The organism is Streptomyces sp. FXJ1.172, from assembly GCF_001636945.3.
Taxonomy (GTDB): Bacteria; Actinomycetota; Actinomycetes; order Streptomycetales; family Streptomycetaceae; genus Streptomyces.
In genome coordinates this window covers 1,900,969-1,927,445 of the sequence record NZ_CP119133.2, presented here as the reverse complement: position 1 = coordinate 1,927,445, position 26,477 = coordinate 1,900,969, and the positions used below count along the sequence as shown (strand labels likewise).

Annotated in this window: 25 protein-coding genes and 2 tRNA genes; 10 read left to right on the top strand and 17 right to left on the bottom strand. The window is 71.6% G+C overall.

Annotation, left to right across the window (positions count from 1 at the left end; all coding sequences use genetic code 11):
• Nucleotides 1–18 precede the first annotated feature (18 nt).
• Complete coding sequence (locus A6P39_RS08640; RefSeq protein ID WP_067053792.1) at nucleotides 19–726, bottom strand: transketolase; 708 nt, start codon at nucleotides 724–726, stop codon at nucleotides 19–21.
• A 126-nt stretch (nucleotides 727–852) separates the two neighbouring features.
• On the opposite strand from A6P39_RS08640, the gene A6P39_RS08635 reads away from it, so the two are divergent.
• A tRNA-Pro gene (locus tag A6P39_RS08635) sits at nucleotides 853–926 on the top strand.
• Nucleotides 927–1,165: 239 nt separating this feature from the next.
• On the opposite strand, the gene A6P39_RS08630 is transcribed toward A6P39_RS08635, so the two are convergent.
• The 5 genes from A6P39_RS08630 to A6P39_RS08610 form a co-directional block, all read right to left on the bottom strand.
• Complete coding sequence (locus tag A6P39_RS08630; RefSeq protein WP_067053790.1) at nucleotides 1,166–1,960, bottom strand: COG4705 family protein; 795 nt, start codon at nucleotides 1,958–1,960, stop codon at nucleotides 1,166–1,168.
• A 183-nt stretch (nucleotides 1,961–2,143) separates the two neighbouring features.
• Complete coding sequence (locus tag A6P39_RS08625) at nucleotides 2,144–2,671, bottom strand: NUDIX hydrolase family protein (protein ID WP_067053788.1); 528 nt, start codon at nucleotides 2,669–2,671, stop codon at nucleotides 2,144–2,146.
• 16 nt (nucleotides 2,672–2,687) lie between these two features.
• The gene (locus A6P39_RS08620; protein ID WP_067053786.1) at nucleotides 2,688–3,872 is read right to left on the bottom strand and encodes an amidohydrolase family protein; all 1,185 of its coding nucleotides are present in this window, start codon (nucleotides 3,870–3,872) and stop codon (nucleotides 2,688–2,690) included.
• 2 nt (nucleotides 3,873–3,874) lie between these two features.
• Nucleotides 3,875–5,278, bottom strand: a complete 1,404-nt coding sequence (locus tag A6P39_RS08615; protein ID WP_067053784.1) for a glutamine synthetase family protein — start codon at nucleotides 5,276–5,278, stop codon at nucleotides 3,875–3,877.
• Nucleotides 5,279–5,323: 45 nt separating this feature from the next.
• Entirely contained in the window at nucleotides 5,324–6,133 is an 810-nt protein-coding gene (locus A6P39_RS08610; protein ID WP_067053782.1) for an SAM-dependent methyltransferase, read from the bottom strand.
• A 192-nt stretch (nucleotides 6,134–6,325) separates the two neighbouring features.
• On the opposite strand from A6P39_RS08610, the gene A6P39_RS08605 reads away from it, so the two are divergent.
• Nucleotides 6,326–7,180, top strand: coding sequence for a Cof-type HAD-IIB family hydrolase (locus A6P39_RS08605; protein ID WP_067054019.1), 855 nt, complete (start codon nucleotides 6,326–6,328; stop codon nucleotides 7,178–7,180).
• A 25-nt stretch (nucleotides 7,181–7,205) separates the two neighbouring features.
• Here the strand turns inward: A6P39_RS08605 and A6P39_RS08600 are convergent, their stop codons facing one another.
• Together A6P39_RS08600 and A6P39_RS08595 are read right to left on the bottom strand one after the other, a co-directional pair.
• Nucleotides 7,206–8,003: an SAM-dependent methyltransferase gene (locus A6P39_RS08600; RefSeq protein ID WP_067053780.1), complete on the bottom strand. Its 798-nt coding sequence runs from the start codon at nucleotides 8,001–8,003 to the stop codon at nucleotides 7,206–7,208.
• Nucleotides 8,004–8,149: 146 nt separating this feature from the next.
• A complete protein-coding gene (locus A6P39_RS08595; protein WP_067053778.1) occupies nucleotides 8,150–8,959 on the bottom strand; it encodes an alpha/beta hydrolase in 810 nt (269 codons plus the stop codon).
• A gap of 149 nt (nucleotides 8,960–9,108) precedes the next feature.
• Here A6P39_RS08595 and A6P39_RS08590 point away from each other — a divergent pair, with 149 nt between their 5' ends.
• The 3 genes from A6P39_RS08590 (at nucleotide 9,109) to A6P39_RS08580 (ending at nucleotide 12,801) form a co-directional block, all read left to right on the top strand.
• Nucleotides 9,109–10,296 (top strand): thiolase family protein, encoded by a 1,188-nt coding sequence (locus tag A6P39_RS08590; protein WP_067053777.1) that lies wholly within the window; start codon nucleotides 9,109–9,111, stop codon nucleotides 10,294–10,296.
• A gap of 129 nt (nucleotides 10,297–10,425) precedes the next feature.
• The gene (locus A6P39_RS08585; RefSeq protein WP_067053775.1) at nucleotides 10,426–11,952 is read left to right on the top strand and encodes a long-chain-fatty-acid--CoA ligase; all 1,527 of its coding nucleotides are present in this window, start codon (nucleotides 10,426–10,428) and stop codon (nucleotides 11,950–11,952) included.
• Between the two features lie 72 nt (nucleotides 11,953–12,024).
• Nucleotides 12,025–12,801 carry a sulfite exporter TauE/SafE family protein gene (locus A6P39_RS08580; RefSeq protein ID WP_067053773.1) on the top strand — a complete coding sequence of 259 codons (777 nt, stop codon included), beginning with the start codon at nucleotides 12,025–12,027 and terminating at the stop codon, nucleotides 12,799–12,801.
• Nucleotides 12,802–12,806: 5 nt separating this feature from the next.
• Here the strand turns inward: A6P39_RS08580 and A6P39_RS08575 are convergent, their stop codons facing one another.
• Complete coding sequence (locus A6P39_RS08575; protein WP_199840981.1) at nucleotides 12,807–13,625, bottom strand: HAD-IIA family hydrolase; 819 nt, start codon at nucleotides 13,623–13,625, stop codon at nucleotides 12,807–12,809.
• A gap of 62 nt (nucleotides 13,626–13,687) precedes the next feature.
• Here A6P39_RS08575 and A6P39_RS08570 point away from each other — a divergent pair, with 62 nt between their 5' ends.
• Nucleotides 13,688–14,434, top strand: a complete 747-nt coding sequence (locus A6P39_RS08570; RefSeq protein ID WP_067053771.1) for a cobalt-precorrin-6A reductase — start codon at nucleotides 13,688–13,690, stop codon at nucleotides 14,432–14,434.
• A gap of 161 nt (nucleotides 14,435–14,595) precedes the next feature.
• Here the strand turns inward: A6P39_RS08570 and cobF are convergent, their stop codons facing one another.
• Nucleotides 14,596–15,381, bottom strand: coding sequence for a precorrin-6A synthase (deacetylating) (cobF, locus tag A6P39_RS08565; RefSeq protein ID WP_067053769.1), 786 nt, complete (start codon nucleotides 15,379–15,381; stop codon nucleotides 14,596–14,598).
• A 76-nt stretch (nucleotides 15,382–15,457) separates the two neighbouring features.
• Complete coding sequence (locus A6P39_RS08560; RefSeq protein WP_067053767.1) at nucleotides 15,458–15,973, bottom strand: DUF309 domain-containing protein; 516 nt, start codon at nucleotides 15,971–15,973, stop codon at nucleotides 15,458–15,460.
• A 137-nt stretch (nucleotides 15,974–16,110) separates the two neighbouring features.
• Between A6P39_RS08560 and A6P39_RS08555 the strand changes: the two genes are divergently transcribed.
• A tRNA-Pro gene (locus A6P39_RS08555) sits at nucleotides 16,111–16,187 on the top strand.
• Between the two features lie 28 nt (nucleotides 16,188–16,215).
• Here A6P39_RS08555 and A6P39_RS08550 read toward each other — a convergent pair.
• The 6 genes from A6P39_RS08550 to A6P39_RS08525 form a co-directional block, all read right to left on the bottom strand.
• Nucleotides 16,216–17,262 carry an MASE1 domain-containing protein gene (locus tag A6P39_RS08550; RefSeq protein ID WP_079133723.1) on the bottom strand — a complete coding sequence of 349 codons (1,047 nt, stop codon included), beginning with the start codon at nucleotides 17,260–17,262 and terminating at the stop codon, nucleotides 16,216–16,218.
• A gap of 145 nt (nucleotides 17,263–17,407) precedes the next feature.
• Nucleotides 17,408–18,742 (bottom strand): PP2C family protein-serine/threonine phosphatase, encoded by a 1,335-nt coding sequence (locus A6P39_RS08545; RefSeq protein ID WP_067053765.1) that lies wholly within the window; start codon nucleotides 18,740–18,742, stop codon nucleotides 17,408–17,410.
• A 267-nt stretch (nucleotides 18,743–19,009) separates the two neighbouring features.
• Nucleotides 19,010–19,897, bottom strand: a complete 888-nt coding sequence (locus A6P39_RS08540; protein WP_067053763.1) for a carbohydrate ABC transporter permease — start codon at nucleotides 19,895–19,897, stop codon at nucleotides 19,010–19,012.
• Nucleotides 19,894–20,874 (bottom strand): carbohydrate ABC transporter permease, encoded by a 981-nt coding sequence (locus A6P39_RS08535; RefSeq protein ID WP_067053761.1) that lies wholly within the window; start codon nucleotides 20,872–20,874, stop codon nucleotides 19,894–19,896. Before A6P39_RS08535 ends, A6P39_RS08540 begins: the two co-directional genes overlap by 4 nt.
• Before the next feature lie 8 nt (nucleotides 20,875–20,882).
• Entirely contained in the window at nucleotides 20,883–22,196 is a 1,314-nt protein-coding gene (locus tag A6P39_RS08530) for an ABC transporter substrate-binding protein (RefSeq protein WP_067053759.1), read from the bottom strand.
• Between the two features lie 297 nt (nucleotides 22,197–22,493).
• Entirely contained in the window at nucleotides 22,494–23,285 is a 792-nt protein-coding gene (locus tag A6P39_RS08525; RefSeq protein WP_067053757.1) for a GntR family transcriptional regulator, read from the bottom strand.
• 177 nt (nucleotides 23,286–23,462) lie between these two features.
• Here A6P39_RS08525 and A6P39_RS08520 point away from each other — a divergent pair, with 177 nt between their 5' ends.
• Genes A6P39_RS08520 through A6P39_RS08510 form a run of 3 tightly spaced genes read left to right on the top strand, consistent with a single transcriptional unit; the run spans nucleotide 23,463 to nucleotide 26,476 of the window.
• Nucleotides 23,463–24,482 carry a sugar ABC transporter substrate-binding protein gene (locus A6P39_RS08520; protein ID WP_067053755.1) on the top strand — a complete coding sequence of 340 codons (1,020 nt, stop codon included), beginning with the start codon at nucleotides 23,463–23,465 and terminating at the stop codon, nucleotides 24,480–24,482.
• Nucleotides 24,482–25,561, top strand: a complete 1,080-nt coding sequence (locus A6P39_RS08515) for an ABC transporter permease (RefSeq protein ID WP_067053752.1) — start codon at nucleotides 24,482–24,484, stop codon at nucleotides 25,559–25,561. The genes A6P39_RS08520 and A6P39_RS08515 overlap by 1 nt, the downstream gene beginning before the upstream one ends.
• Before the next feature lie 3 nt (nucleotides 25,562–25,564).
• Entirely contained in the window at nucleotides 25,565–26,476 is a 912-nt protein-coding gene (locus tag A6P39_RS08510; protein WP_067053750.1) for an ATP-binding cassette domain-containing protein, read from the top strand.
• The last annotated feature ends 1 nt before the right edge of the window (nucleotide 26,477 follow it).

Here is a 26,477-nt window from a genome sequence, read left to right as displayed (position 1 = left end):
CCAAAGGTGTGGGGGGTGTCAGGCGTTCTTCGGCTCGACCCGGGCCACTACCACGTGCGGCCGGCCGGGATGCGGCGCGGTGAACGCGGCGTACAGGGCCTCGTGATCGCGGCCGTCGACGGTCACCGCGGACCAGCCCGCGGCCTCGAACCGGGCGGCGATCCCGCCGGGCAGCGCATGGCTGGCGGAGGAGTTGTCGACCACGACCGTGTGCAGCCGCTCCAGACCCGCGGGCCCGGCGAAGGCGATCGCCTCGTGGTTGCTGCCCTCGTCCAGCTCGGCGTCCCCGATCAGTACCCAGACCGCCGGGTCGTGCAGCCCCTGGGCCCGCAGGCCCAGGGCGCTGCCCACCGCGATGGGCAGCCCGTGCCCGAGCGACCCGCTGGCGATCTCGGCCCCCGGCACCAGCACGCGGTCCGGATGGTGCCCGAGCGGGGAGTCGTACGAACCGAACCCGGGCAGCCAGCCGGTCGGCAGGAACCCCTTCGCCGCCAGCACCGCGTAGTACGCCATCGGCCCGTGTCCCTTGCTCAGCAGGAACCGGTCGCGAGCCGGATCGTCCGGCCGCCGCGGAGTCACCCGGAGCACCCGGTCGTAGAGCACCCACAGCACGTCGAGGGTGGAGGTGGCCGCCGGCCCGTGCTTCTCGTCGCCGGTCATGAGGCTCATCAGCCCGGGCAGGTCGTCGTAGCCGTGGAGGCGGCTGTCATCCGCTGTGATCGTCATGCCGACGATCGTGCAACCTCAACCAAACTTGAGGTCAACCGGGAAAAGCGGGGCGCGACCACCGAGCCGAGTGCGGTATTGTTTCCCTGCACGTTTCGACCGGGGAAACCCCAGGTCAAACGGCACCGGGACGTGGCGCAGCTTGGTAGCGCACTTGACTGGGGGTCAAGGGGTCGCAGGTTCAAATCCTGTCGTCCCGACTTGCGAAGCACGCAGGTCAGGGGTCGTGTCAGAGAAGTCCGACACGGCCCCTTCCGCATGTCCGGGTCCGCTTTTCCGGCCCGTCCCGAACGTGCTGAGGCCGGGGCGCCATGTGCCGCGCGCGCTCGCCGACGGGACGACTTGGCGAGTCAAGTTCGTCTGATGCACCGTCAGGAGCGCGCGTGGGTCGTGGAGTTGGGCGCGCGGCCGAGGGGGCGCGCGCCCGGGTGGGCCGGTGTCAGCCCGCGGGCTCGGTGTCCCGGCGCGTCAGCGCGAGGAAGGCCACGAAGCCGACGATGGCCACCGTCCAGGACAGCGTCACCGGGCCGAGGCCGAGGCCCAGGCCGTCGCGCTTGCTCATGGCCATCCAGTCGGCCAGCGACGCGCCGAGCGGGCGGGTGATGACGTACGCCGTCCAGAACGCGGTCACAGCGCCCAGCAGGCGGGTGCGGTGCGCGAGGGCCGGGACGCAGATCGCCGCGGCGAACAGGACCGCCGAGCCCAGGTAGCCGAGGCCGATGGTCGCGGTGAGGTCGCCCGCGGCGGTGCCCAGCGCGAACGTCGCGAGGACGGCCGCCCAGTAGAAGAACTCGCGGCGGCGGGTGCGGATGGAGTGGATGGACAGGGTGCGCTCGCTCGCGTACCACAGGGCGAAGACGGCCGCGAGGGCGACGAGGAAGAGCGGGGTGGACAGGGTGTACGGCACCCCGAGGCCCACGTGCAGCACGTCGGCGGCCATCGTGCCGAACACGCTGACCATCACGATCGCCGTCCAGTAGATCCAGGCCACGTACCGGCGGACGGCGAACTGGAGCACGAGCGACGCCACGAAGGCCAGGCCGCCGAGACCGACCGCGGGGACGTTGCCCAGCACCTTGGCCAGGAAGTCGGAGGCGGTCTCGCCCATGCCGGTGGTGAGGACCTTGATGATCCAGAAGTAGACGGTGACCTCCGGCACCTTGTTCGCGCTCTCGCGTATGCGCGCGCGTGCGTGCCCGCGAGGCGGGTGCTCAAGGACGTGCTCTGTGCTCATGGCCCGCACCCTCGCATGGTCAACTGCCCCTTACCCAGCCCTCTTTGCCATTGTTTTGGGGCTTCTGGTGCAGCTGTTGCCACACGGTGCGGCGAACCTGAACGCAACCTGAACGCGACCGGGTCATCCCTGGCCGCGGTCCCGGCCGGCCTGATAGACAGGCCGGTCGGGAGGCGGCCGGTGTCAGTACGTCAGGCCCACGTGCGCGAGCGCCTGCCGCAGCAGGACCCCGTGCCCGCCCGGCATCTCGCTCTGCACGGCCGGGGACGCGGCCTCCTGCGGGCTGAACCAGACCAGGTCCAGCGCGTCCTGCCGGGGCCGGCAGTCACCGGTGACCGGGACGATGTAGGCCAGGGACACCGCGTGCTGGCGCGGGTCGTGGTACGGGGTGATGCCCGCCGTGGGGAAGTACTCCGCGACCGTGAAGGGCTGGAGCGAGGCGGGGATGCGGGGGAGTGCGACCGGGCCGAGGTCTTTCTCCAGATGGCGCAGCAGGGCGTCACGGACCCGCTCGTGGTGCAGGACGCGGCCGGAGACCAGGGTCCGGCTGACCGTCCCGTCCGGGCCGATGCGCAGCAGCAGCCCGATGCTGGTGACTTCGCCGCTGTCGTCCACGCGCACGGGCACGGCCTCGACGTACAGGATCGGCATGTGGGCCCTGGCCATTTCCAGCTCGTCCGTGGACAGCCAGCCGGGCGTGGTTTCGGTCATGTCTGACATTGCTTGATCATACTTTCCGGGTGGGGCGCTCGCAGGGGTCGCGGGCCGGTTCGGATGCGGGTGGTCCGTAGAGTCCGTAGAGTCGGCGGGCGTTGTCGCGGCCCGTCCAGGCCGCGATGCGCAGGGCGTCGGGCAGACTCAACTCGTCGGCGTCTACGCGGACTTGGAGCAGATCGGCGAGTCCCTGCCGGAAGCACAGGGCGCCGAGGTGGTGGAATTCGGCCAGTCCGTAGGCGTCGGAGCTGTAGAGCAGTTTCCGGAACGGGGTGATCTCCAGCGCCTCCTCCAGCACCGCCCGGCAGCGGGCCGGGCCGGTGTGGTGCAGGGCCAGGCCGACGTCCAGGTACACCTGCTCGAACACCGCGGCCAGATAGGCGGCCTGACGGTGGTACGGCCAGCAGTGCAGCAGCAGCACGGGGACGGTGCCGGAGGTCAGGCGCAGCCAGTCGGTCAGCAGAGCCGGATCGGCGTGGTGCAGCCGCAGGTCGGCGTCGCCGAAACCGGTGTGCAGCTGGAGGGGGAGGCCGAGGTCCACCGCGGTCCACAACAGGTGCCGTACCAGGACCGGGTCGGTCAGCCGGCCCCCGCCCGCGAGCCAGTTCCGGGCGGCCCGCGTCACCTCCTGCGCGGCCGGGCGGGCAGGGTCCAGGGCGAAGCCCGTGCGGTAGGCGGCGACCGACTTCACCGCCACCACGCCCGGGCGCCGTACGGCCTCCTCGGCGGCCGTACGGAACGCGGCCGCGTACGCGTCCGGCTCGACGCCCCGCGCGGCCACCGCCTCGGCCACCTGCTCCAGGCGTACGACCTCCCGGGCCGTGGCCCCGCAGGCCGCCGCCAGTTCGGCGGGCGAGGCGAGCGGATGCGGGGCGTAGCCGGTGTCCACGAAGAACGCCTCGGCCCCGGCGGCGGTCAGGAAGCGCCGGTCGGCCTCCTGCCGGCCCAGCTCCGCACGGCGGGCCGTGTACGCGTGCGGCGGCGCGTGCCTGGGGAGGTCCAGCAGGGGCGCGCAGTGCCGGCGTACGGCCACGCCCACCGGAGTGTCGAAGGGTGAGACGCCGGGCCAGGCCTCGCCCTCGGTCAGGAGCGAGGCGAACTGCGCGGGCGTGAGGTCGGCCGTCACGGTGCCGTGGCAGTGGTGGTCCACCAGCGGCAGCGCGGCCAGGGCCTCGTGGACGGGTCCGGGCGCGGCCACGGTCAGTACACCCAGCGGTAGGCCGCCGCCACCTGCGCGTCGTCCAGGCCCTCGACGGCGGCCGCCTCACCGAGCCGTACGGCACTGACCGCGTCCGCGAGGACCGGGCCCAGAGCGGCCCGCAGCACCTCGTCGGCGCGGAACTGCGCCACGGCCTCGGGCAGTGACCGCGGCAGCCGCCGCACCCCGAGGGCCGCCGCCTCGGCGGGACCGTAGCGGGCGGGGTCGCCGGTGATCTCCGCGGGCAGTTCCCGTGCCCCGGCCAGGCCGTCGAGGCCGGCGGCGATGACGCAGCCGAGCGCCAGATAGGGGTTGGCGGCCAGGTCCACGGGCTTGACCTCCAGGTTGGCCTCCTGCGCCTGGCGGCCCGCCGTGCCGGTGATCACCCGCAGCGCCGCCTCCCGGGTCTCCCGGCCCCATGCGGTGAACACCCCCGCCCACTGCGACGGCTGCAGCCGCAGCCGGCTGGCCGGGCTCGGGGCGGTGACCGCCGTCAGCGCGGGCAGCCGGGCCAGCACTCCGGCCGTGAACGACTCGGCGTCGGCCGTCATGCCGTAGCGGCCCTCGCCGCCCGCGTGCAGGTTCACCCCGTCGCGCCAGCAGGACAGGTGCAGGTGGCCGCCGTTGCCGACGCCCTCGGCGAGATACGCCGGGGCGAAGGACACCCGCAGGCCGTGCCGTCCGGCGACCGCCCGGATCGTCTGCCGCACCAGCACGCTGCGGTCGGCCGCCGCCACCGGGTCCAGCGCGCCCACCGAGATCTCGAACTGCCCGGCCGCGTACTCGGGATGGAGCTGGTCGACGGGCACGTCCTGCGCGTCGAGCGCGGCCAGCAGATCGGCGGTGCAGTCGCTCAGCTCCACCTGCCGGATCGCGCCGTACGCCGGACCCGAGACCGCCGGTACGAACTCCCCGGCGGGCGCCGAGCCGAGCCCGACCGCCCACTCGACCTCGATCGCCGCCTTGAAGGCGAGGCCGTGCCGCTCGGCCGCGTCGGCGACGGTCCGGCGCAGAAAGGTCCGGGCACAGCCGGGGTGCCGGGCGCCCTCCTGGGTGATGCGGTCCACGGGCGCCCACGCCCAGCCGGGCTGCTCGGCCAGCACCACCAGCCGGTCGAGGTCCGGGTAGAGCCTCAGGTCGCCGTCCGGGGAGCCGAGCACGTCGGTGGTGACGATCGAGTCGTCGGCGAGGAAGGTGTCGAACACCGGGGACATGCCGACGCCCCCGGACACGGCCGCCGCCAGCCGCGCCGTCGGGACGGTCTTCACCCGGCACACTCCCGCGGTGTCCACGTACGCGAGCACGATCCCGCGGACGCCCTGCCCGGCCAGCTCGGCGGTGAGCCGGGCGACCCGGCGCAGATCCTCGGGGCGCCCGCCGGGCACGGGGTCGGCAAGGGTGGTCATACGTCCTCCTCGGCTCGGTCCGCGCGGTGCCGGCGTCGACGGGGGTCAGGGTTTCACGGCCACCGCGCCGAACTGCGGCACCGGCGCCGCGGCCGGGTCGGCACGCCACTGCGAGCAGGGCACCAGACCCGGCTCGACCGGCTCCAGACCGTCGAGGAACGAGGCGATCTCCGCGCGGCTGCGGGCGGTGATCGGCGGGGTGGCGTGGGCGTTCCAGAACTCCATCGCCGCGGCATTGCCCTCGCCGCCCACGTCCTTGTCGTACGTCGGGTGGGTGAGGACGAGGCAGCTGCCCGAGGGCAGGGCCGCCATGAGCCGGCGCACGATGTCCCGGGCCTCGCCGGTGTCCAGGACGAAGTTCAGGATGCCGAGCATCATCAGACCGACCGGCCGGGTCAGGTCCAGGGTCTCGGCGGCGCTGAGCACGATGGCCTCGGGGTCGTGCACGTCGGCGTCGACGTAGTCCGTGACGCCCTGGGGCGAGCTGGTGAGCAGGGAGCGGGCGTGCACGAGCACGATCGGGTCGTTGTCGACGTACACGATCCGGGACTCGGGCGCGATCCGCTGGGCGATCTCGTGGGTGTTGTCCGAGGTCGGCAGGCCCGTGCCGATGTCCAGGAACTGCCGGATCCCGCGCTCGGCGGCCAGGAACCGCACCGCACGCGCCAGGAACTCCCGGTCCGCGCGGGCCACCTCCCGGATCACCGGGAACATCCCGGCGACGTGCTCGCCGACCCGCTGGTCGACCTCGTAGTTGTCCTTGCCGCCGATCCAGTAGTTCCACACCCGGGCGTTGTGCGCCACGGAGGTGTTCAGTCTCGCCCCTGAGGCCGTCGGGGAGTCGCCCTCGGTCACGTCGCCGCCCTTCTCGCACGGTTGCCCGCCGTCATTGTGCCGCCGGCCGCTCGCGCTGTCCCGGGAAACGCCCGGTCCGGGCGGTCCGGGACGGCTTCGAGGACGTTCCGCCGCGGTGGGACGCGGCTGCGGGACGTGCCGGCGCATGAGGAACACTGGACGCCGCACTCCTCCCCCGACCGGAAGCAGGACATGCCCGCCACGCCCACGCCCCTCCTCGATATTCCGGACCTGCCCGAGGGCCCCGCCGACATCCGGCTGATCGTCACCGACATGGACGGCACGCTGCTGGACGACGCCAAGCGGATCCCCGACGGGCTGTGGCCGGTGCTCGCCGAACTGCGTCGCCGCGGTGTGCTGTTCAGCCCGGCCAGCGGCCGCCAGTACGCCACGCTGGCCAGGCAGTTCGCCGACGTCGCCGAGGGGATGGTGTTCATCGCGGAGAACGGCACGTACGTGGTCCGAGACGGCGTGGAGCTGAGTTCCGACAGCCTCGGCCCCGCCGTGGCAGGGGCGATCGCACGGACGGTACGGCGGCTGGTCGCCGGCGGCGTCGACGTGGGCGCCGTGGTGTGCGGCAAGCGCTCCGCCTACGTCGAGCGGACCGACGAGGCGTTCCTCGCGGAGGTGCGCAAGTACTACGTCGAGCACCGGATCGTCGAGGACGTCACCGCCGTCGAGGACGACGTGATCAAGGTCGCGCTGTTCGACTTCGGCTCCGCCGAGCACTCCACGGCCCCCGCGCTCGCCGAGTTCGCCGGCACCCACCAGGTCGTCGTCTCCGGCGAGCACTGGGTCGACGTGATGAACCGCACCGCCGACAAGGGCACCGCCCTGCGCGGCCTGCAGCGTGCGCTCGGCATCACGCCCGCGCAGACCATGGTCTTCGGCGACTACCTCAACGACCTGGAGATGCTCGACGCGGCCGACTGGTCCTTCGCCATGGCGGGCGCCCACCCGGAGGTCGTGCGCCGGGCCCGTTACCTGGCTCCGTCCAACAACGACAACGGCGTCCTGCGCACCATCGCGCGCGTGCTCGGCCTGTAGAGCGCCGGGCGGGCCGGGTCCGCGGTCAGGGCTTCTGGCCGACCGCGCCGTACAGCGATACGGGCCCCAGGCCGTCCGGTGCCTCCTCGGGGCGCCAGTCGGCGATCGACACGATGCCCGGCTCCAGCAGGTCCAGGCCCCTGAAGAAGGCGGCCACCTCGGTGCGCGAGCGCGCCACCAGGGTCACCCCGCCCGCCGCGTAGGCGGCGATGCCCTTCTCGACGTTCTCCGGCTCGAAGTCGGCCGTCATCGTCGACAGCACCAGGCGGCTGCCCGGCGCCAGCGCGTCGACCAGGGTGGAGACCAGTTCGTGGGCGCCGTCCTCGTCGGCGACGAAGTGCAGCAGCGCGATCAGGGACAGGGCGACCGGGCGGCCGAGGTCCAGGACGCGGGCGGCCTGTTCGAGGATGGCGTGCGGATCGCGGGCGTCGGCCTGGACGTACTCCGTGACGCCCTCGGGGCGGCCCCGCAGCAGCGCATGGGCGTGGGCCAGCACGATCGGGTCGTTGTCGACGTACACCACCCGGCTGTCCGGCGCGAGGGACTGCGCGATCTGGTGCAGGTTGGGCTCGGTCGGTATGCCCGTGCCGATGTCCAGGAACTGGCGCACGCCGTCCTCGGCCAGGGCGCGCGTGGTCCGCTGCATGAACGCCCGGTTGGCGCGCGCGGCCCGCAGGGCGCCCCCGTCGATCGCGGTGATCCGGCGGCCCAGCTCCTCGTCGACGGGGTAGTTGTCCTTGCCGCCGAGGAACCAGTCGTACACCCGGGCCGGATGCGGCCGGGTGGTGTCGATGTGCGCCGTGGCCGGCTCGGTCCCCGTCACGTGCTGCTCCTCCGCTCGGCTGGTCCCGGCGGTCACTCCGGGATCTGCGGGCAGCAGTCTGACACGATCACGCGGCATGGCGCACCAGGCCTTCCCGAACCTGCCCAAGGCCCCAACGCGGCTGCCGGGCAAGCCCGTTGGAGGAGTCAGCCGGGCAGTGCCCCATCCAGGAAGCGCAGCACCTCGGCGAAGGCCTCCTCCTTGTCCGTCTCGTGGAACACCTCGTGCCGCGCCCCGGGGAAGATCCGCTCGGCCGGCCGGCCGCCGGCGAGCCGCTCCACACCCCGGCGGCTGCCGGACAGCGGCACCAGCCGGTCGTCGTCGCCGTGCAGCCACAGCAGCGGCAGCCCGCCCACGTCACCGCCCTCGTCGACGGTCCGCAGCATCCGGGCGAACGCCTCCAGCGTCGGCCGCTTCATCGGCCCGTGCCACACCAGCGGATCGGCGGCGTAGGCGGCGCCCACGGCCGGGTCCCGGGACAGCGCGGCCGGGCTGACCGGGGTGTCCGGGATCTCCGGCAGGGCCAGCAGCCGCCCCGGCAGCGCCCAGTCGCCGATCACCGGCCCGGACAGGACCAGCGCGCTCAGCTCGGCCCCGTAGCGCTGGGCGTAGCGGGCCGCGATCAGCCCGCCCATGGAGTGGCCGACCAGGACGAGCGGCAGGCCGGGGTGGGCGGCCCGGGCGAGGTCCGCCACGCCGTGCACATCGGTGACCACGTCCTCGAAGTCCTCGATCACCACCCGCCCGCCGGCGGACCTGCCGTGGCCGGCGTGATCCGGCCCGTACACCGCGGCCCCGTGCCCGGTGAGCCGGGCCGCGAGCCCGTCGTAGCGGCCCGCGTGCTCGCCGTATCCGTGCACCACCACGGCCAGGTACCTCGGCGCCGGGTGCGGCCACTCGCGTACGGCGATCCGGCCGCGGGTGCCGTCGAGGGTGTGCTCGCGGACGTGGGGCATGTCTCCTCCGGGCGACTCGGGAAGGTCCGGGAGGATCTTCCCAGCGGGCCGGGCCGAGGTCTATAGTCTAAAACTAGCAGTGCTAATTAAGTCCGTGTGGTCCGCCGGCCCACAGTGCCGTGGCCGGTCGTAGGTCAGGAGTCGAAGCCGTGCGTCCCGTCCACTTCGCGGCCGCCCGCCGCACCCCCATCGGCAAGCTGCGCGGAGCCCTGTCCGCCGTCCGGCCCGACGATCTGGCGGCCGGTGTGATCCGGCAGCTGGTGGCCGACGTGCCCGCCCTCGACCCGGCCCGGATCGACGACGTCTACTGGGGCGCGGCCAACCAGGCCGGCGAGGACAACCGCAACGTCGCCCGCATGGCCGCCCTGCTCGCCGGCCTGCCCGAGTCCGTGCCCGGCGCCACCGTCAACCGGCTGTGCGCCTCCGGCCTCGAAGCGGTCACCGTCGCCGCCCGCACCATCGCCGCCGGCGAGGCCGACATCGTGATCGCCGGCGGTTCCGAGTCCATGAGCCGTGCCCCCTTCGTGCTGCCCCGCCCCGACGAGGCCCTGCCGCAGCGCATCGAGACCCACGACACCCGGCTCGGCTGGCGTCTGGTCAACCCGGCGATGAAGGACCTGCACGGCCTGCTGTCCATGGGCGAGACCGCCGAGGAGGTCGCCGCGCGCTACGGCATCTCCCGCGAGCGCCAGGACGCGTTCGCCCTGCGCAGCCATCAACTGGCCGCCGCCGCGCGCAAGAACGGCCACTTCGACGACGAACTCCTGCCCGTGCGGCGGCCGGACGGCATCGTGGTCGAACAGGACGAGTGCGTCCGCGAGGACACCTCGCTGGAGAAGCTGGGCCGTCTGAGGCCGGTCTTCCGTCAGGGCGGCACGGTCACGGCGGGCAACGCCTCGCCGATGAACGACGGCGCGGCCGGGCTGCTGCTGGTCAGCGAGGAGGCCCTGAACGAGCTGGGCCTGGAGTCCCTCGGCCGCTATGCCGCGGGCGCCTCCGCCGGCGTCCATCCCGACGTCATGGGCATCGGCCCGGTCCCCGCCACCCGCAAGGCGCTGGCCCGGGCCGGCTGGGAGACCGGTGACCTGCAGGAGGCCGAGTTCAACGAGGCGTTCGCCGCGCAGGCGCTCGCCTGCGTCGACCAGCTCGGCATCGACCCGGGCCTGGTCAACCCGACCGGCGGCGCCATCGCCCTCGGCCACCCCCTCGGCTGCTCCGGCGCCCGCATCCTGACGACCCTGCTGCACCGCATGCGGCGCACGGGAGCAGAGCGCGGGCTCGCGACCATGTGCGTGGGCGTGGGCCAGGGGAGCGCGGTGCTGGTCGAACGCCACTGACGCGCCGTCGACACGCCACCGACGCGCCACGATCACGGCGGTGACACGGAACTGACGCCACGTCAGCAAGCGCTTCCCGCAGGGGAACCCGGTAGAACGAGCCGCAGCAAGGAAACGGAGCACCACTCCATGGCAACCCTGTCCGTCGCCAGCATCCTCGCCGAGAACGCCAGGCGCCGCCCCGGCAAGACCGCCCTCGTGGAGGGCGAACTGCGGCTCACCTTCGGCGAGGTGTGGCGGCGGGCCCTCGCCCGCGCGGGCGCGCTCACCGGCCTCGGCGTACGGCCGGGGGACCGGGTCGCCCTCATGGCGCCCAACACCGCCGAGTTCCCGGTCGCCTACTACGCGATCGCCGCGGCCGGCGGGGTCGTCGTACCGGTGCATCTGCTGCTGTCGGCCGGTGAGGTGGAGCACGTCCTGACGGACAGCGGGGCGAACCTGCTGCTCGTCCACCCGGCCCAGGCGGAGACCGGACGGGCCGCCGCCGACGCCCTCGGGATCCAGGCGGTCACCCTGGGCGCCGAGTTCGACCGGCTCGCCGCCGCCGCCGAGCCGCCGCTGTCGTACGTCACCCGCGCCGCCGACGACCCCGCGGTGATCTTCTACACGAGCGGCACCACCGGCGTCCCGAAGGGCGCGGTCCTCAGTCACTTCAACATCGTGATGAACGCGACCGTCAACGCCTTCGACGCCAACGACATCCGCGCCGACGACATCGCCCTCGGCGCCCTGCCCCTCTTCCACGCCTTCGGTCAGACCGTCTCCCTCAACTCCACCTGGCGGGCGGGCGCCACGCTGGTCCTGCTGCCCCGCTTCGACGCGGCCCGCGCCATCGAGCTGATGGCCGAGGAGGGCGTGAACACCTTCCACGGCGTGCCGACCATGTACGTCGCCCTCGCGGCGGCGGCGGCCCGGGCCGAGCGGCTGCCCGAGCTGCGGATCTGCATCTCCGGCGGGGCCTCGCTGCCCGTCGCCGTGCTCGAGCGGTTCGAGGAGGCGTTCGGGGCGAAGATCTACGAGGGGTACGGGCTGTCGGAGACCTCGCCGACCGCCACCGTCAACCAGCCGCTGTTCGGCACCAGGGCCGGCACCATCGGGCATCCGCTGTGGGGCGTCGACGTGGAGATCGCCCGCGCCGAGGTGGAGGACCGCATCGAGCTGCTGCCGGCCGGCGAGCTGGGCGAGGTCGTCATCCGCGGCCACAACGTCTTCTCCGGCTACCTCGGCCGGCCCGAGGCCACCGCTGAGGCCCTGGTCGAGGGCTGGCTGCGCACCGGCGACCTCGGCACCAAGGACGACGAGGGCTTCCTCAGGATCGTCGACCGCAAGAAGGACGTCATCATCCGCGGCGGCTACAACGTGTACCCGCGGGAGGTCGAGGAGGCCCTGCTGCGCCACCCCTCGGTCGCCCAGGTCGCGGTCATCGGCCTGCCCGACGAGCTGCACGGCGAGGAGGTGTGCGCCGTCGTCGTGCCGGCGCCGGGCACGGCGCCCGACGCCGCCGCCGTCACCGAGTGGTCCAAGCAGCACCTGGGCCGGCACAAGTACCCGCGCCGCGTGGAGTTCACCGACGCGCTGCCGCTCGGCCCCAGCATGAAGGTGCTGAAGCGGGAACTGAGGGCGCGTTACGTGCACGAGCGCGCGGACCGGTCGTAGCGGCCGGCGGGGATCACCTGGCGAGACGGTGCTTACACCCACGGCTTGTCCGGACATAGCATCGGTCCTCGCATGAACACGATGACGCTCTGGCACATATCCGGCTGGGGGTTCGCGGCGCTCGCCTCCGCGGCCCTCCTCGTCGGCTTCTCCAAGACCGCGGTGAGCGGGGCCAACACGGTGAGCCTCGCGATCTTCGCGGCCGTCCTGCCCGCCCGCGCCTCCACCGGCGTGCTGCTGCCCGTCCTGATCGCCGGTGACGTGCTCGCCGTCCTCACCTACCGGCGGCACGCCCACTGGCCCACCCTGTGGCGGCTGTTCCCGGCCGTCGCGGCCGGGGTGGTGGCCGGCACGCTGTTCCTGGTGTGGGCCGGCGACGAGGTCGTACGGACCTCGATCGGCGCGATCCTGCTGCTGATGGCCGGCGTCACGCTGTGGCGGCGGCGCAGGCCGCAGAGCGCGCCGGACGAACCGGACGCGGTGGCGGGCCGGGCCGGCCGGGTGAAGGCGCGCTCGTACGGCGTGCTCGGCGGGTTCACGACGATGGTCGCCAACGCGGGCGGCCCGGTGATGTCGATGTATCTGCTCTCGGCCGGTTTCCGGAAGCTGGGCTTCCTGGGCACGTCGGCCTTCTTCTTCCTCGTCGTGAACCTGTCCAAGGTGCCGTTCAGCGCGGGCCTGGGCCTGATCGACGGACGCTCGCTGCTGCTCGACGCCGCGCTCGCGGTGTTCGTCGTGCCCGGGGCGTTGTTCGGCAAATGGGCTGTGAACCGGATCAACCAGCGACTCTTCGAACAGCTCGTGATCGCGGCGACGGTCGTGGGCGGGGTGCAGTTGCTCCTGCGCTAGGTCCACTAGTCCGAGGGGGACGACGACAGTCCCAGCAGCGCCGGGAGGTCCGCGAAGGAGTCCAGGACGTGGTCCGGGCGTCCGCTCGCCCGCTCCAGGGTCTGCGGCTGGAACTTGCCCGTGCGGACCAACACCCCGGTGATGCCGAGCCGTTGGGCCGCCAAGACGTCGTACTCGACGTCGTCCCCGATCATCAGCGCCTGCTCCGGGCCGGCCCCGAGACGCCCGAGGGCCGCCTCGAAGAACGCCCGCGACGGCTTCCCGGTGACCTCTGCATCGAGGCCCGCGGCCGCCTCCAGGCCCGCCAGGAACGCCCCCGCGTCCAGTTGGAGTCCCTCGTCCGTCCGCCAGTACAGGTTCCGGTGCATGGCGACCAGCCGCGCGCCCCGCTGGAGCCGGCCGAAGGCACGATTGAGCGCCTCGTAACCGAACTCCGGCCCGGCACCGCCGAGCAGCACGACGTCCGGGACCTCGTCGCCGCACTCGTCGACCAGGGTGATCCCCTCCAGATCCGCCCCGATGTCCCCGCTGTTCAGCAGTGCGACACGGGCCCCGGCCAGATGGGCGGCGGTGGCCGCGGGGGCCGTCAGGACGTCCCCGGCTCCCACCGGGAACCCCGCGTCCGCGAGCGAGCCGGCCACGGACGCCCGGCACCGGGAGGTGGTGTTGGTCACCAGGACCACCCCGAGACCCGCCTCCCGGACGGCCCTGAGCGCCTCCACCGCACCCGGCAACGGCTTCCACGAGACGGTGAGGACACCGTCGATGTCGATCAGCACGCCCCGCACGGATTCCCTGATCTGCCTGATCTCCCTGACCTCCATGACGTCAGACCGTAGCGACCCGGACGCCTCACGGGCCCGCAGCACCTCGTACGCTCACCCCTATGCCAGCGCACGTCCTGCTCCTCGGCGGCACCACCGAGGCCCGCCGCCTCGCCGCCGACCTCGCCGCACGTCCCGGCATCCGGGTCACCACGTCGCTGGCCGGCCGGGTCGCCCGCCCGGGAGCGGTGGCCGGTGAGCTGCGGACCGGAGGCTTCGGCGGCGCGGACGGCCTCGCGGACTGGCTGCGCGCCCACCGGGTGACCGCCCTGGTCGACGCCACCCACCCGTTCGCCGAGTCGATCACGGCCAACGCGGCCCGCGCGGCAGCGGTCACCGGGGTCCCGCTGGTCGTCCTGCGCCGGCCCGGCTGGCGCCCGGACCCCGGGGACCGCTGGTACTGCGTCCCCTCCGTCCGGGCGGCGGCCGGGACCCTGCCCCGCCTCGGCCGCCGGGTGTTCCTGAGCACCGGACGCCTGGGCCTCGCAGCCTTCGCCCACCTGACGGACCTGCACTTCGTCGTCCGCTCGGTCGACCCGCCGGGGCCCCCGCTGCCCCCGCAGACCGAACTGGTCCTCGCGCGCGGCCCGTTCACCGTCGCCGGCGAGACGGAACTGCTGCGCACCCACCGCATCGAGGTGCTGGTGACCAAGGACAGCGGCGGCGAGGCCACGGCCGCGAAACTGACCGCCGCGCGGGAACTCGCCCTGCCCGTGGTCGTCGTACGCCGCCCTGCGCTGCCGCGGGGTGTGACGGCGGTGCCCGATGAGGCGGGCGTACTGGAGCGGCTCGGGCTCAGCCCGCTGTGAGCACCGACTCCCGGATGCGGTAGGCCCGCCGAGCCGGCCCACAGGCCGATGCCCCGGCCCGCCCACGTCCGGGGGAAGCGGACATGTTCACCCGGTTTTCGCCGGGCCGCACTCGGCGCCGGCCCGGCCGGTGCCCCGCACCGCGGCCCGGCCGGACACCGTCAGGCCCGACCGGGGTTCTCGCCCGGGTTCCTGCGCAGCAGGTACGTGTCCATGATCCAGCCCTTGCGCTCGCGCGCCTCGGCCCGCACCCGCTCGATCCGCGGGCCGGCCTCGGCAATCGGACCGGAGACGAGGATCTCGTCCGGCGTGCCTATGTAGGCTCCCCAGTAGATGTCGATGTCCTCCCCGGCGTAGTGCCGGAAGGCCTGGTGGGCGTCCAGCATCACCACCACGTCGTCCACCCCCTCGGGGAAGCCCTCGGCCAGCCGCCGCCCGGTGGTGATCTGCACCGGGCGCGCCACCCGGTTCAGGCCCGTGCGGTGCCGGGCGACCAGCGCCGAGACACTGCTGATGCCGGGCACGACGTCGTAGGTGAAGGCGACCGTGCCGCGCTCCAGCACCTCCTGCAGAATCCCGAGTGTGCTGTCGTACAGCGCCGGGTCGCCCCACACCAGGAAGGCGCCCGTGCCGTCCTCGTCCAGTTCCCCGGCGATCAGCCGCTCGTAGATCCCGGCGCGGGCGCCGCGCCAGTCCTCCACGGCCGGTGAGTACGCCGAACCGCCCGCCGCGCGGTCCCGCTCCGGGTCACGGGCCTCGACCACCCGGTACGACCCGGCCGGCAGATGTGCGTCCAGGATGTCCCGGCGCAGCTGGGTGAGATCGCTCTTCACCTCGCCCTTGTCGAGCAGGAAGAACACGTCCGTGCCCTGGAGCGCCCTGACCGCCTGCAGGGTCAGCTGCTCGGGGTCGCCCGCGCCGATACCGATGACATGAATCTTTCGCACGCCCCGAGTCTGCCCCATGGCACTGACAACGCGTCCACCGCCTCCGCACGCACGGTCATCACGGCCGCTGCGGGGCTCAGGGCTCGCTCCGGCGGAGCCGGGGCGCCTCGGTCACCGGATCCACCGGACCGGCTCCCCGCTCCACGCGTCCCGCCAGTTCCCGGGCCCACTGCGCGAGGGAGGCGAGATCCATGCCGTACGGCCGGTCCTCCCCCCGCTCCTGCTCCCACGCCTCCACCGCCCCGGCGCCCCGCCGCAGCAGACGCGCCCCGCCGACGGCGTTGCCGCGCGCCGCGTGCGTGAGACCGACCGCCAGCTGGGCCAGCCCCCGCCACAGCGCCCGCTCGTCGCCGGGCCCCGACTTCCAGGCGTCCTCGAACACCTCGTGCGCGTGGAACGGCCTGCCCGCCTCCAGCAGCGCCTGCGCCTCGGCGACCGTCTCGCGCGGGGCCCGTACGACACCCTCCGGCTGCCGGGGGACGCCGTCGGCGCCGTAGGGCAGCGGCCGGCCGAGCCCGTCCCGGGGCCGCGCGTTGCGTGCCCGCCCCTGCGCGTCCCGGTCCCTGGCATCCGCAGCGTCCGCACTCGTCATACGGCCGATTGTCCCGCCCCGTCCGCTCGGGCGCGCCCATGGCCCCCCATGTCCCTCCGGGCCCTCTTCGGCGCACCCCCGCACGTGGGGTAAGGTTCTGTTCGTGCGATCACGCGGGTCACCGCGGGTGAGCGCATCGGGACGTGGCGCAGCTTGGTAGCGCACTTGACTGGGGGTCAAGGGGTCGCAGGTTCAAATCCTGTCGTCCCGACCAGCGTTGTTGCCGGTCGGAGGTCGTCTTCTCAGGGATGAGGAGACGGCCTTTTCGTGTCTGCGGGACCGCCGTTCCCGTCCGTCTCGCCCACGCCCTTCCCCTCCCTCTCGGGGCGCATCGGGCGGTACTCGCCGGTGGCGATCGTGGCCACCATCCCGGCGAGTTGCCCGCAGGCCCGCGCGATCTCCCGCTGGGTCTCGTTGCGCTCGCTGATGACAGCCGCGACCAGCAGCGCGGTCAGCGAGGCGGAACCGTTGAACGCCTGGAGGGTGATCATGTTGGTGAGCAGGCCATGACCGGCGAAAGGGCCTGCTGCCCGGGTGGCGGTGACGATCGCGAAGGTGGACACGGCCAATGCGCAGGGCGCGGCCCCGGCCAGCTGGAAGCGGAAGGCAGCCCAGATCAGCAGCGGGAAGCCGAGGAACATGAGCGGCACCCGGCCGGTCTCGACGACACCGACGCCGGCGGTGGCCGCCGCGAGCAGCAGTGCCTCCAGCCACCGCCGTGGCGCAACGTCCTTCGGCCGGCGTGCCGAGCTGAGCAGGAGCAGGACCGGCGTGACCACGAGGACGCCCATCGCGTCGCCGGTCCACCAGACCGACCAGGTGGGCCAGAAGCCCTCGGTGCTCAGGACACCCGCGAGGACCAGGGTCGCGCCGCCCGTCGTGGCGCTGATCAGCATCCCGGTGAACGCACCGAGGAAGATCAGGGCGAGTGCGTCCCGCAAACGGTCCAGTTCGCTTCGGAACCCCGTGCGGCACAGCAGTGCGTAGGAGCAGACGGGCGCCAGGGTGTTGCCCGCCGTGATCGCGAGCACGGCCGGGAGCGAGGGCCCCAGCGAGACGTTGACCAGGAACGCGCCGAGTGCGATCCCGGGCCAGAGCCTCGGGCCGCGCAGGAGCAGCGCCGCCACCGCGATACCGCTCGGCGGCCACAGCGGGGTGACCTGGCCGCGCACCAGCTGCTGGAGCAGCCCCAGCCTGGCCGACCCGTAGTACACGGCGGCGAGGGCGCAGATCTCGAGAACGGTCACCACACCATCGCGGCTGAGCTGTACATGCCGCGCGACAGGCATCGGGCGACCTCCGGATCCGCATCGCCCCCAGGGCCATCATCCGCCGGATCCCCCGGATCCTCCACGGCACCGTCGGCCGGGCCGGGCGGCGGCTCGCGGGAGGCAGGCCGGTGGGGCTCCTCCACGACGCGCGGCAGGCACGGGTTCAGGCGGGAGGCGTGCGCAGGGCGAGGATGGCCATGTCGTCGTGACCGTCGCTGGGGTGGTGATCGGCCAGAGTCCGGACGAACGCGGGCAGAGGCAGACCGGCGTGTTCCAGGGCGAGGTCGGCGAGGACGTTCAGCCGCTCGTCGATGGGGTGGCGGGGATGCTCGACCAGCCCGTCCGTGAAGAAGACCACGGTGGCGTCCGGGGGCAGGAAGCGGGAGTGGTCCGGGCGGTGCTGTGCGGTGTCGACGCCGAGCGGCAGTCCGGGCTCGCCGAGCAGGTACGCCACGTGGCGCTCACGGGTGAGCAGCAGGGGCGGGACGTGGCCCGCGGTGCTCCAGCGCAGCCGCCAGCCCGGTGCCTCCGGTTCGATGCGGGCCAGCGCGGTGGTCGTGACGGGGTTGTTCGTGATGGCCTCCAGAGCGCGGTCGAGCCGGGTGAGGACCGCGCCGGGCGGATCGCTCCGGTCGAACAGCAGAGCGCGCAGCATGTTCCGGGTGGAGGCCATGGCGGCCGCGGCCCGCAGATCGTGGCCGACCACGTCACCGATCACGACGGCCACCACATGGTCGGGCAGGAGAATGGCGTCGTACCAGTCCCCGCCGAGCTGACTGGGCTCGGCGGCGGGCCGGTAGATGGCGGCGGCGGTGTAGGGCCGCAGGTCGGGCAGGGTGGGCAGCAGCAGCCGCTGGAACTGCTCGGCTCCGACCCGGATGCGCTCGAACAGGCGGACGTTCTCGATCGCGATGCCCGCGGCGCCGGCCAGGGCGACGACCACGTTCTCGTCGTGCACGTCGAAGGGCTCTCCGTCATGCCGCTCGGCGAGGTAGAGGTCACCGTAGATCTCGCCGCGCACGCTGATGGCGACGCCGAGCAGGGTGCGCATGCGCGGATGGCCGGGCGGGAACCCGGTGGAGGACGGATGGGCCGGGATGTCGTCGACCCGCAGGGGCTCGGGGTAGCGGATCAGGTGGCTGAGGACACCCAGACCGCGAGGCAGGCCGGACTCGGCCAGGGCAATGCGCTCCTGCTCGGACAGTCCGGCCGTGATGAACTGTTCCAGGCGCTCCCCCGACTCGTCGAGTACGCCCAGTGCCCCGTAGCGGGCGCCGACCAGTTCCATGGCGGTGGTCACGATACGGCGCAGTACCGCGGGCAGTTCCACCTCACGGCTGATGGCCACCACCGCGTCCAGCAGGCCCTGCAGCCGGTCCATGGAGGACAGCAGGGCGCGCAGCTGCTCGTCGATCCGGCCCAGCTCGGAGCGCAGGCGCACGTGCAGGTCGGGGAGGTGCGGCTGCGGGGGGTGTCTGCCCTGCCTGTATCCCGCCATCACCGGCGCAGCCCCTGACTCGAGCGGTGCATTGCGGCTTCCTTCCACGCCCCCGATCACCATCAGGGTGGACGGCCAAGCTGCGTCGTCTTTGATTGTGGCACCGGCACCCGTGCCGCCGCTGGCCCCGGCCGCCCGGCGCCGGGGCGAGGGCCCGGCGGGCCGGAGGGCACGCCGGCGGCCGGGTCCGCCAGGGGCCGGAGCCGGACGGGCTCGCCGTCGGCTGTGCCGGCCGCCTGGCGGCGGTGCTGATCCTGGCGGGGCGCGTCAGCCCTTGCTGGAGCCGAGGGTCAGGCCGTTGACGAACTGGCGCTGGAGCGCGAAGTAGACGATCAGGGTCGGGATCGCCGTCAGGAGAGAGCCTGCCGCCACCAGGTTGGGGTCGGTGAAGTACTGGCCGGAGAGGTTGTTCAGGGCCGAGGTGATCGGCATGTTCTCACCGGTCGAGATCAGCACGAGGGCCCAGAAGAAGTCGTTGTAGATCCAGATGGACAGGAGGGTCGCCAGTGCTGCCATCGCGGGCTTGCACAGCGGCAGGGTGATCTGCCAGTACAGCCGCCACACCGACGCGCCGTCGACCAGCGCGGCCTCGGTCAGCTCGTGCGGGAGCGAGCGCATGTAGTTGCTCAGCACGAACGCGCAGAAGCCGGACTGGAACGCCACATGGATGAGGACCAGGCCGAGCGCGGAGTCGTACAGCTTGCCGCTGGCCGTGATGCCGGGCAGGTTCGTCAGCAGGTACAGCCGGTACAGCGGGGTGATGATGACCTGCTGCGGCAGCAGGTTTCCGGCCGTGAAGACCAGCAGGAGCGCGAGGTTGAGGCGGAAGTCGAAGCGGCTGACGTAGAACGCCACGCACGAGGACAGGAACAGCGTCAGCAGGACGGCCGGCACCGCGATGATCAGCGTGTTGCCGAAGTAGTGCAGCATGTCCGACTGTTTGAACGCGTTCGTGAAGTTCTCGAACGTCAGCTTGTCCGGCCAGGAGACGTAGCCCTTGGTGCTGGTCTCGCTGTACGGCCGCAGGGCCGAGTAGACCGCCCACAGCAGCGGGGCCAGCCAGGCCAGGGCCGTACCGGCGAGGAAGACGTGCAGCAGGGCGCGGGCCGGGCGGATCGGGGCGCGGCGCTTCAGCGGGAGAGTGGTGCTGCTCATGCGCGGCGCTCCTTGCGGAAGGTGGCGATCAGGTACGGGATGATCACCGCGAGCGAGATCACCAGCAGGACCACGGCGATCGCCGAGCCGTACCCGATGCGGCTGGACTCGCCGATGATGTTGTTGGTGACCAGGATCGACAGCAACTCCGTGCCCTGGGCGCCCTTGTTGAAGACGAAGACCAGGTCGAAGGCGCGCAGCGCCTCGATGATGGTGACGACGAGGACGACCGTGTTGGTCGGGCGCAGGGTGGGGAAGATGACGTTCTTGAACGTCTGCCACTCGTTCGCGCCGTCCAGCGCGGACGCCTCGCGCAGCGACGGGTCGACGCTCTTCAGCCCGGCCAGGTAGAGGATCATCATGTAGCCGGCGTGCCGCCAGGACGCGGCGATGAGGACCGCCCACAGATTGAGGTGCGGGTCGCCGATCCAGTCGATGTAGTGGCCGGGCTTGTTGGCCCCGATGATGCTGTTGATCAGGCCGGTGTCCGGGTTGTAGACCAGCTGCCAGACGAAGCCGATGCAGGCCATCGAGATGACGACGGGCAGGAAGAACGCGGTCTGGTAGACCCTGCTGAAGCGGATCTTCTTGTCCAGCTGGACGGCCAGGAACAGGCCGAACGGCGTCGGGATCAGGATCAGTACGACGAACCAGACGATGTTGTGCTGGACGGCCGGCCAGAACTGCGGGTTGTCGTTGAAGAGTTGTGTGAAGTTGTCCAGGCCCACCCACTTGATCGAGTCGAACCCGATGCCGTCCCAGGTGGTGAAGGCGAGGAAGATCGAGGCGATGGCGGTGACCCAGACGAGGGCCACGTGCAGGATCGTCGGAACGCCCGCCATCAGGGCGAGCGTGATCCGGTCACGGCGGGTGAGCAGACGCCGGTGGCTCTGCGCGGCCCGCTTCTTCTCGGGCGTGGGCCCCGGGGGCGCCGCGGCGGCCGCCTCCGGGGTCTTCGTCGTCGTATCGGTCGTCATCGGGTCGCTCACTCGGACGCGAAGATCGTCTTCTTCTGGCGCTCGATGGACGACAGCAGGCTGTCCACGCCCTTGGGGTTCTGCAGGAACTTCTGCAGGCCCGGCTGCATCACCGTGGAGGTGAAGTCGGGCCGGGAGTCGCGGTCCATGAACTGGGTGAGGTTCTTGGCGGCGCCGATCATCTCGAAGGCCTTCTTCTGCAGCGGCGAGTAGGCGGAGGTGGAGGCCTTGTCGGAGGCGGCGACCACGCTCGGGTCGGTCTTGAGGTACGTCTCCTCGGCCGCCGGGCTGCCCAGGTACTCCAGCAGTTTGAGGACACCGTCGTGGTTCTTCGGGGCCTTGCTGACCATGAAGCCGTCGGTCGGCGCCTCGACCGTCTCCTGGCCGTATGCGGAGTTGATCTCAGGGAAGGGGAAGAAGTCGAGGTCGTCCAGGTCGGCCTTGTTGGTGAACTGCTGGGCCACGAAGGAGCCGAGGAGATACATCCCGGCCTTCTTCGACACCAGCGTCTGGGCGGCGTCCTCCCACGTACGGCCCATGAAGCCGTCCTGGTGGTAGGGCAGGATCTCGGCCCAGTGGTCGAAGACGGCCTTCACCTTGGCGTCCGTCCAGGAGGCCTTGCCCGCCATCAGCTGGACGTGGAAGTCGTAGCCGTTGAGCCGGAAGTTGATCTGGTCGAAGGTGCCCATCGCGGGCCAGGCGTCCTTGTCGCCGAAGGCGATCGGGACCAGGCCGTCCTTCTTCATCTGCTTGCACAGGGCGACGAAGTCGTCCCAGGAGGCAGGGATCTTGTAGCCGTGCTGCTGGAAGACGCTCTTGCGGTAGAAGATCGCCCAGGGGTACGTCGTCAGCGGCACGAAGTAGTACTTGCCGTCCTCGCCCTTGCTGAGCTTCTTCATGGCGTCGGGGAAGTTGCCCCCGATCTTCTGCCACACGTCGTCGAGCGGGGTGGCCAGCTTCTTCGCCGCGAAGAACTGCATGCGGTATCCGGCGAACCAGTTGAACACATCGTCAGGCGTGCCCTGCAGGTACGAGTTGATCTGCTCCTGGAAGGTGTTGTGGTCCTTGGTGTTCACCTTGACCGTGAGACCGGACTGCTTCTTGAAGTCCGCGTAGACGCTCTCGAAGGCCTTCTTCGGCACCGCGTCCGAGGCGTTGGAACCGAGCGTGACGGTCTTCGGGTCGGAGGAGGAACCGCTGCTCCCGCAGGCGGACAGCAGGGGTATGCCGGCACCGGCGAGCAGGGCGGCGCTGCCCGCTCCGCGGAGCAGTGAGCGACGGCTGGGACCCGGGACGAGGACACCGGAGGGGGAGAGGCGCATGGCGGCTCCTGAGGAATACAGGGCTCGGTCAAGGGGTGAGTTGATCACCGAAAGGTCGTCGAAACCGCTCAGAAACCAACTCGACCGAACATCGTGGGCGTCATAACACCCCCATGTCCGCTCATGCGTCAATAGGTCGGCTCCCGCTCGGGAGTCTCTTGCCCGAAACGTAATCGTCATCGTTACCTGCGGTGTTGGGGCAGGACACGCAAAACGGCCCCCGTGGCGGCCGGGGCCGCGGGGGCTGTGTGAACACGAGTGGTTCCGTTTCGGTGCCTGACCAGCGCGGGACGGCGCTCAGGGTCTGACCAGCAGCTGGAAGTCGAAGACGTAGCGCGAGGCCCGGTAGACGTGGACGCCGTACTCCACCGGCCGGCCCGTGTCGTCGTAGGCGGTGCGCCGCATCGTGAGCAGGGCCGCGCCCTCCTCCTCGTCCAGCAGCGCGGCCTCCTCGGCGGTGGCGCTGCGGGCGCCGACGGACTGGCGGGCGCTGTGCAGGACGATCCCGGCGGACCGCAGCATCCGGTACAGGCCCGTCGACTCCAGTCGCTGTGCGGGCAGTTCGAGCAGCGCGGGCGGCACGTAGTTGCGCAGGAACGCCACCGGCTGGCCGTGGGTGCGGCGCAGCCGTTCCAGCACGATGACCTCGGCGCCCTCCGCGAGGCCGAGGGCCGCGGCCACGTCGGCGCAGGCCGGGACCGGCTCGTTGCGCAGTACCCGGGTGGTCGGGCCCTGTCCGGCCGACTCCAGGTCGTCGTAGAGGCTGCTGAGTTCGAGGGGCCGTTTGACCTGGCTGTGGACGACCTGCGTGCCCACCCCGCGGCGGCGCACCAGCAGCCCCTTGTCGACCAGGGACTGGATCGCCTGGCGGACGGTGGGGCGGGACAGGCCGAGCCGTACGGACAGGTCGACCTCGTTGCCCAGCAGGTCGCCCGGGGCCAGCGCCCCGCGCTCGATGGCCGCCTCCAGCTGCTGGGCGAACTGGTAGTACAGCGGCACCGGGCTCGTGCGGTCCAGCGCGAACGTGACGGAGTCGAGTGCGCGATCACCCGGTGCCGTTCGCGGCAGGGTGCGGTGTACTGGGCTCATGCCTTTCAGGTGTAGGGCCGGAGCGGCAAGGGTGTCAATGGTTTGTGCTTACATTCGGACCTGCTCGTGAAATGATGTCTTAACAAAGTATTGACAGCGGGCTCGGCAGGGACTTGTATCCCGTCCCAACGCAACAGCGTCCTCCCCCCGTCGCACGCACAGTGAGGTGCTGGAAAGATGGACCGCTCTTCTCCCTCCCGCTTCCGCAGAACGGCCCCCTTCGTGGCGGTGGCCGCCGCGGCAGCCCTCACCCTCGCCGGGTGCGCAAGCGCCCACGGCGGGAAGAAGGCCGAGGAGGCGGCACAGAACGCCTCGGCGGGCAAGGCCAACACCCCGCGCATGACCGTCGCCCTGGTCACGCACCAGGCTCCCGGTGACACCTTCTGGGACACCGTCCGCAAGGGGGCCGAGGCGGCCGCCGCGAAGGACAACATCAAGCTCGTCTACTCGTCCGACCCGAACGCGGGCAACCAGGCCAACCTGGTGCAGAACGCGATCGACCAGAAGGTGGACGGCATCGCGGTCACCCTGGCCAAGCCGGACGCGATGAAGAGCGTCATCGGCAAGGCGCAGCAGGCGGGCATCCCGGTGGTGGGCCTGAACTCGGGACTGAGCGACTGGAAGCAGCTCGGTCTGCTGTCGTTCTTCGGGCAGGACGAGAGCGTGGCGGGCGAGGCGTTCGGCGACAAGCTGAACACCACCGGTGCCAAGAAGATCGTCTGTGTCATCCAGGAGCAGGGCAACGTCGGCCTCACCCAGCGCTGCGACGGCGTGCGGAAGACGTTCAAGGGCACCACTGAGACCCTGTATGTGAACGGCACCGACATGCCGTCCGTGCGCTCGACGATCACGGCGAAGCTGAAGCAGGACAACTCCATCGACACGGTCGTCACCCTCGGCGCCCCCTTCGCCCTGACCGCCGCGCAGTCGGTGGGCGACGCCGGCAGCAAGGCCAAGGTGGCCACCTTCGACCTGAACAAGGACCTGGTCAAGGCCGTCCAGAACGGCAGTGTCGAGTTCGCCGTCGACCAGCAGCCCTACCTCCAGGGCTACCTCGCGGTCGACGCACTGTGGCTCTACAAGAACAACGGCAACTACAGCGGCGGCGGCGTGCAGCCGGTGCTCACCGGACCGGCCTTCGTCGACAAGTCCAACGTGGACAAGGTCGCCGAGTTCGCCGCGAAGGGGACCCGGTGATGAGCATGGCCCAGCACGCCGAACCGGCCGTCGGGACGACACCGCCGGCGTCCGGTCCCAAGGACACCGACGGCCGTACCGCCCGGCGCCCGCTGGCGCTGCGGCTGCTGGCCCGGCCGGAGGTGGGCGTCTTCCTCGGCGCCGCGGCCGTCCTGGTCTTCTTCCTGGTCGTCGCGCCCTCGGTCCGCCAGGGCAGCTCGATGGCGACGGTCCTCTACCAGTCCTCGACCATCGGCATCATGGCCCTCCCGGTGGCCCTGCTGATGATCGGCGGCGAGTTCGACCTGTCCTCCGGCGTCGCGGTGATCTCCTCCGCCCTCACCGCGAGCATGCTCAGCTATCAACTGACCCTGAACGTGTGGACGGGCGTGATCGTCGCCCTGGCCGTGTCCCTCGCGATCGGCTTCTTCAACGGCTGGATGGTGGTGAAGACCGGCCTGCCCAGCTTCCTCATCACGCTGGGCACCTTCCTGATCCTGCAGGGCGTGAACCTGGCGGTGACCAAGCTGGTCACCGGCAACGTCGCAACCGACGACATCAGCGACATGGACGGCTTCAACCAGGCCAGGAAGGTCTTCGCCTCGTCGTTCGACGTCGGCGGGGTGCAGGTGAAGATCACCGTGGTGTGGTGGCTGGTCTTCGCGGCCCTGGCCACGTGGGTGCTGCTGCGGACCAGGTACGGCAACTGGATCTTCGCGGTCGGCGGAAACAAGGAAAGTGCGCGGGCCGTCGGTGTGCCGGTGACCTTCACGAAGATCTCGCTGTTCATGCTGGTCGGCTTCGGTGCCTGGTTCGTGGGCATGCACAACCTGTTCTCCTTCAACACGGTGCAGTCCGGTGAGGGCATCGGCAACGAGCTGATCTACATCGCCGCGGCGGTGATCGGCGGGTGTCTGCTGACCGGTGGCGCCGGCTCCGCGATCGGCCCGGTCTTCGGCGCGTTCATGTTCGGCATGGTCAACCAGGGCATCGTCTACGCGGGCTGGAACCCCGACTGGTTCAAGGCCTTCCTCGGCGTGATGCTGCTCGGCGCCGTACTGATCAATCTGTGGGTCCAGCGCACGGCGACGCGGAGGTAACCGATGACTGACAACGGAACCGGCACCCACGGCGCCGTCCTCCAGGACGCGCCCCCCGCCTCCGACGGCCTCCTGGTCGAGCTGCGCGGCGCGGGCAAGTCCTACGGCAACATCCGTGCGCTGCACGGGGTGGACCTGAAGGTCCATGCCGGAGAGGTGACCTGCGTGCTGGGCGACAACGGCGCCGGCAAGTCCACCCTCATCAAGATCATCTCGGGGCTGCACCGGCACACCGAGGGCGAGTTCCTCGTCGACGGCCGGCCGGTACGCTTCTCCAGCCCGCGCGAGGCCCTGGACCAGGGCATCGCGGCGGTCTACCAGGACCTGGCGACCGTCCCGCTGATGCCGGTGTGGCGCAACTTCTTCCTCGGCTCGGAGACGACCAAGGGCCCCTGGCCCCTGCGCCGCCTGGACATCGCCGGCATGAAGAAGACCGCGGACGAGGAACTGCGCAACATGGGCATCGTCCTGGACGACCTCGAGCAGCCCATCGGCACCCTGTCCGGCGGCCAGCGCCAGTGCGTCGCCATCGCCCGCGCCGTCTACTTCGGCGCCCGCGTGCTGATCCTGGACGAGCCCACGGCCGCACTCGGCGTCAAGCAGTCCGGCGTGGTGCTCAAGTACATCGCCGCCGCCCGCGACCGCGGCCTGGGCGTCATCTTCATCACCCACAACCCGCACCACGCCTACATGGTCGGTGACCACTTCAGCGTGCTGCGCCTGGGCACCCTGGAGTTGTCCGCCTCCCGCAGCGAGGTCAGCCTCGAGGAACTGACCAACCACATGGCCGGCGGCGCCGAACTCGCCGCACTCAAACACGAACTCGCCCAGGTACGAGGCGTCGACACCGAGGAACTCCCCGAGGAGAGCGCCCTCACGGCACCCGTCGCCCCTTCCCCGGAAGGAACCCCCTGAT

Bases quoted from the DNA above. Each gene is read 5' to 3' on its own strand.
- A6P39_RS08615 (WP_067053784.1), bottom strand. From the start codon at position 5,278: ATGACCACCCTTGCCGACCCCGTGCCCGGCGGGCGCCCCGAGGATCTG.
- A6P39_RS08510 (WP_067053750.1), top strand. From the start codon at position 25,565: ATGACTGACAACGGAACCGGCACCCACGGCGCCGTCCTCCAGGACGCG.
- A6P39_RS08530 (WP_067053759.1), bottom strand. From the start codon at position 22,196: ATGCGCCTCTCCCCCTCCGGTGTCCTCGTCCCGGGTCCCAGCCGTCGC.
- A6P39_RS08625 (WP_067053788.1), bottom strand. From the start codon at position 2,671: ATGACCGAAACCACGCCCGGCTGGCTGTCCACGGACGAGCTGGAAATG.
- A6P39_RS08545 (WP_067053765.1), bottom strand. From the start codon at position 18,742: ATGGCGGGATACAGGCAGGGCAGACACCCCCCGCAGCCGCACCTCCCC.
- A6P39_RS08595 (WP_067053778.1), bottom strand. From the start codon at position 8,959: ATGCCCCACGTCCGCGAGCACACCCTCGACGGCACCCGCGGCCGGATC.
- A6P39_RS08580 (WP_067053773.1), top strand. From the start codon at position 12,025: ATGAACACGATGACGCTCTGGCACATATCCGGCTGGGGGTTCGCGGCG.
- A6P39_RS08585 (WP_067053775.1), top strand. From the start codon at position 10,426: ATGGCAACCCTGTCCGTCGCCAGCATCCTCGCCGAGAACGCCAGGCGC.
- A6P39_RS08640 (WP_067053792.1), bottom strand. From the start codon at position 726: ATGACGATCACAGCGGATGACAGCCGCCTCCACGGCTACGACGACCTG.
- A6P39_RS08520 (WP_067053755.1), top strand. From the start codon at position 23,463: ATGGACCGCTCTTCTCCCTCCCGCTTCCGCAGAACGGCCCCCTTCGTG.
- A6P39_RS08575 (WP_199840981.1), bottom strand. From the start codon at position 13,625: ATGGAGGTCAGGGAGATCAGGCAGATCAGGGAATCCGTGCGGGGCGTG.
- A6P39_RS08570 (WP_067053771.1), top strand. From the start codon at position 13,688: ATGCCAGCGCACGTCCTGCTCCTCGGCGGCACCACCGAGGCCCGCCGC.
- A6P39_RS08515 (WP_067053752.1), top strand. From the start codon at position 24,482: ATGAGCATGGCCCAGCACGCCGAACCGGCCGTCGGGACGACACCGCCG.
- A6P39_RS08535 (WP_067053761.1), bottom strand. From the start codon at position 20,874: ATGACGACCGATACGACGACGAAGACCCCGGAGGCGGCCGCCGCGGCG.
- A6P39_RS08630 (WP_067053790.1), bottom strand. From the start codon at position 1,960: ATGAGCACAGAGCACGTCCTTGAGCACCCGCCTCGCGGGCACGCACGC.
- A6P39_RS08605 (WP_067054019.1), top strand. From the start codon at position 6,326: ATGCCCGCCACGCCCACGCCCCTCCTCGATATTCCGGACCTGCCCGAG.
- A6P39_RS08540 (WP_067053763.1), bottom strand. From the start codon at position 19,897: ATGAGCAGCACCACTCTCCCGCTGAAGCGCCGCGCCCCGATCCGCCCG.
- A6P39_RS08525 (WP_067053757.1), bottom strand. From the start codon at position 23,285: ATGAGCCCAGTACACCGCACCCTGCCGCGAACGGCACCGGGTGATCGC.
- A6P39_RS08560 (WP_067053767.1), bottom strand. From the start codon at position 15,973: ATGACGAGTGCGGACGCTGCGGATGCCAGGGACCGGGACGCGCAGGGG.
- A6P39_RS08550 (WP_079133723.1), bottom strand. From the start codon at position 17,262: ATGCCTGTCGCGCGGCATGTACAGCTCAGCCGCGATGGTGTGGTGACC.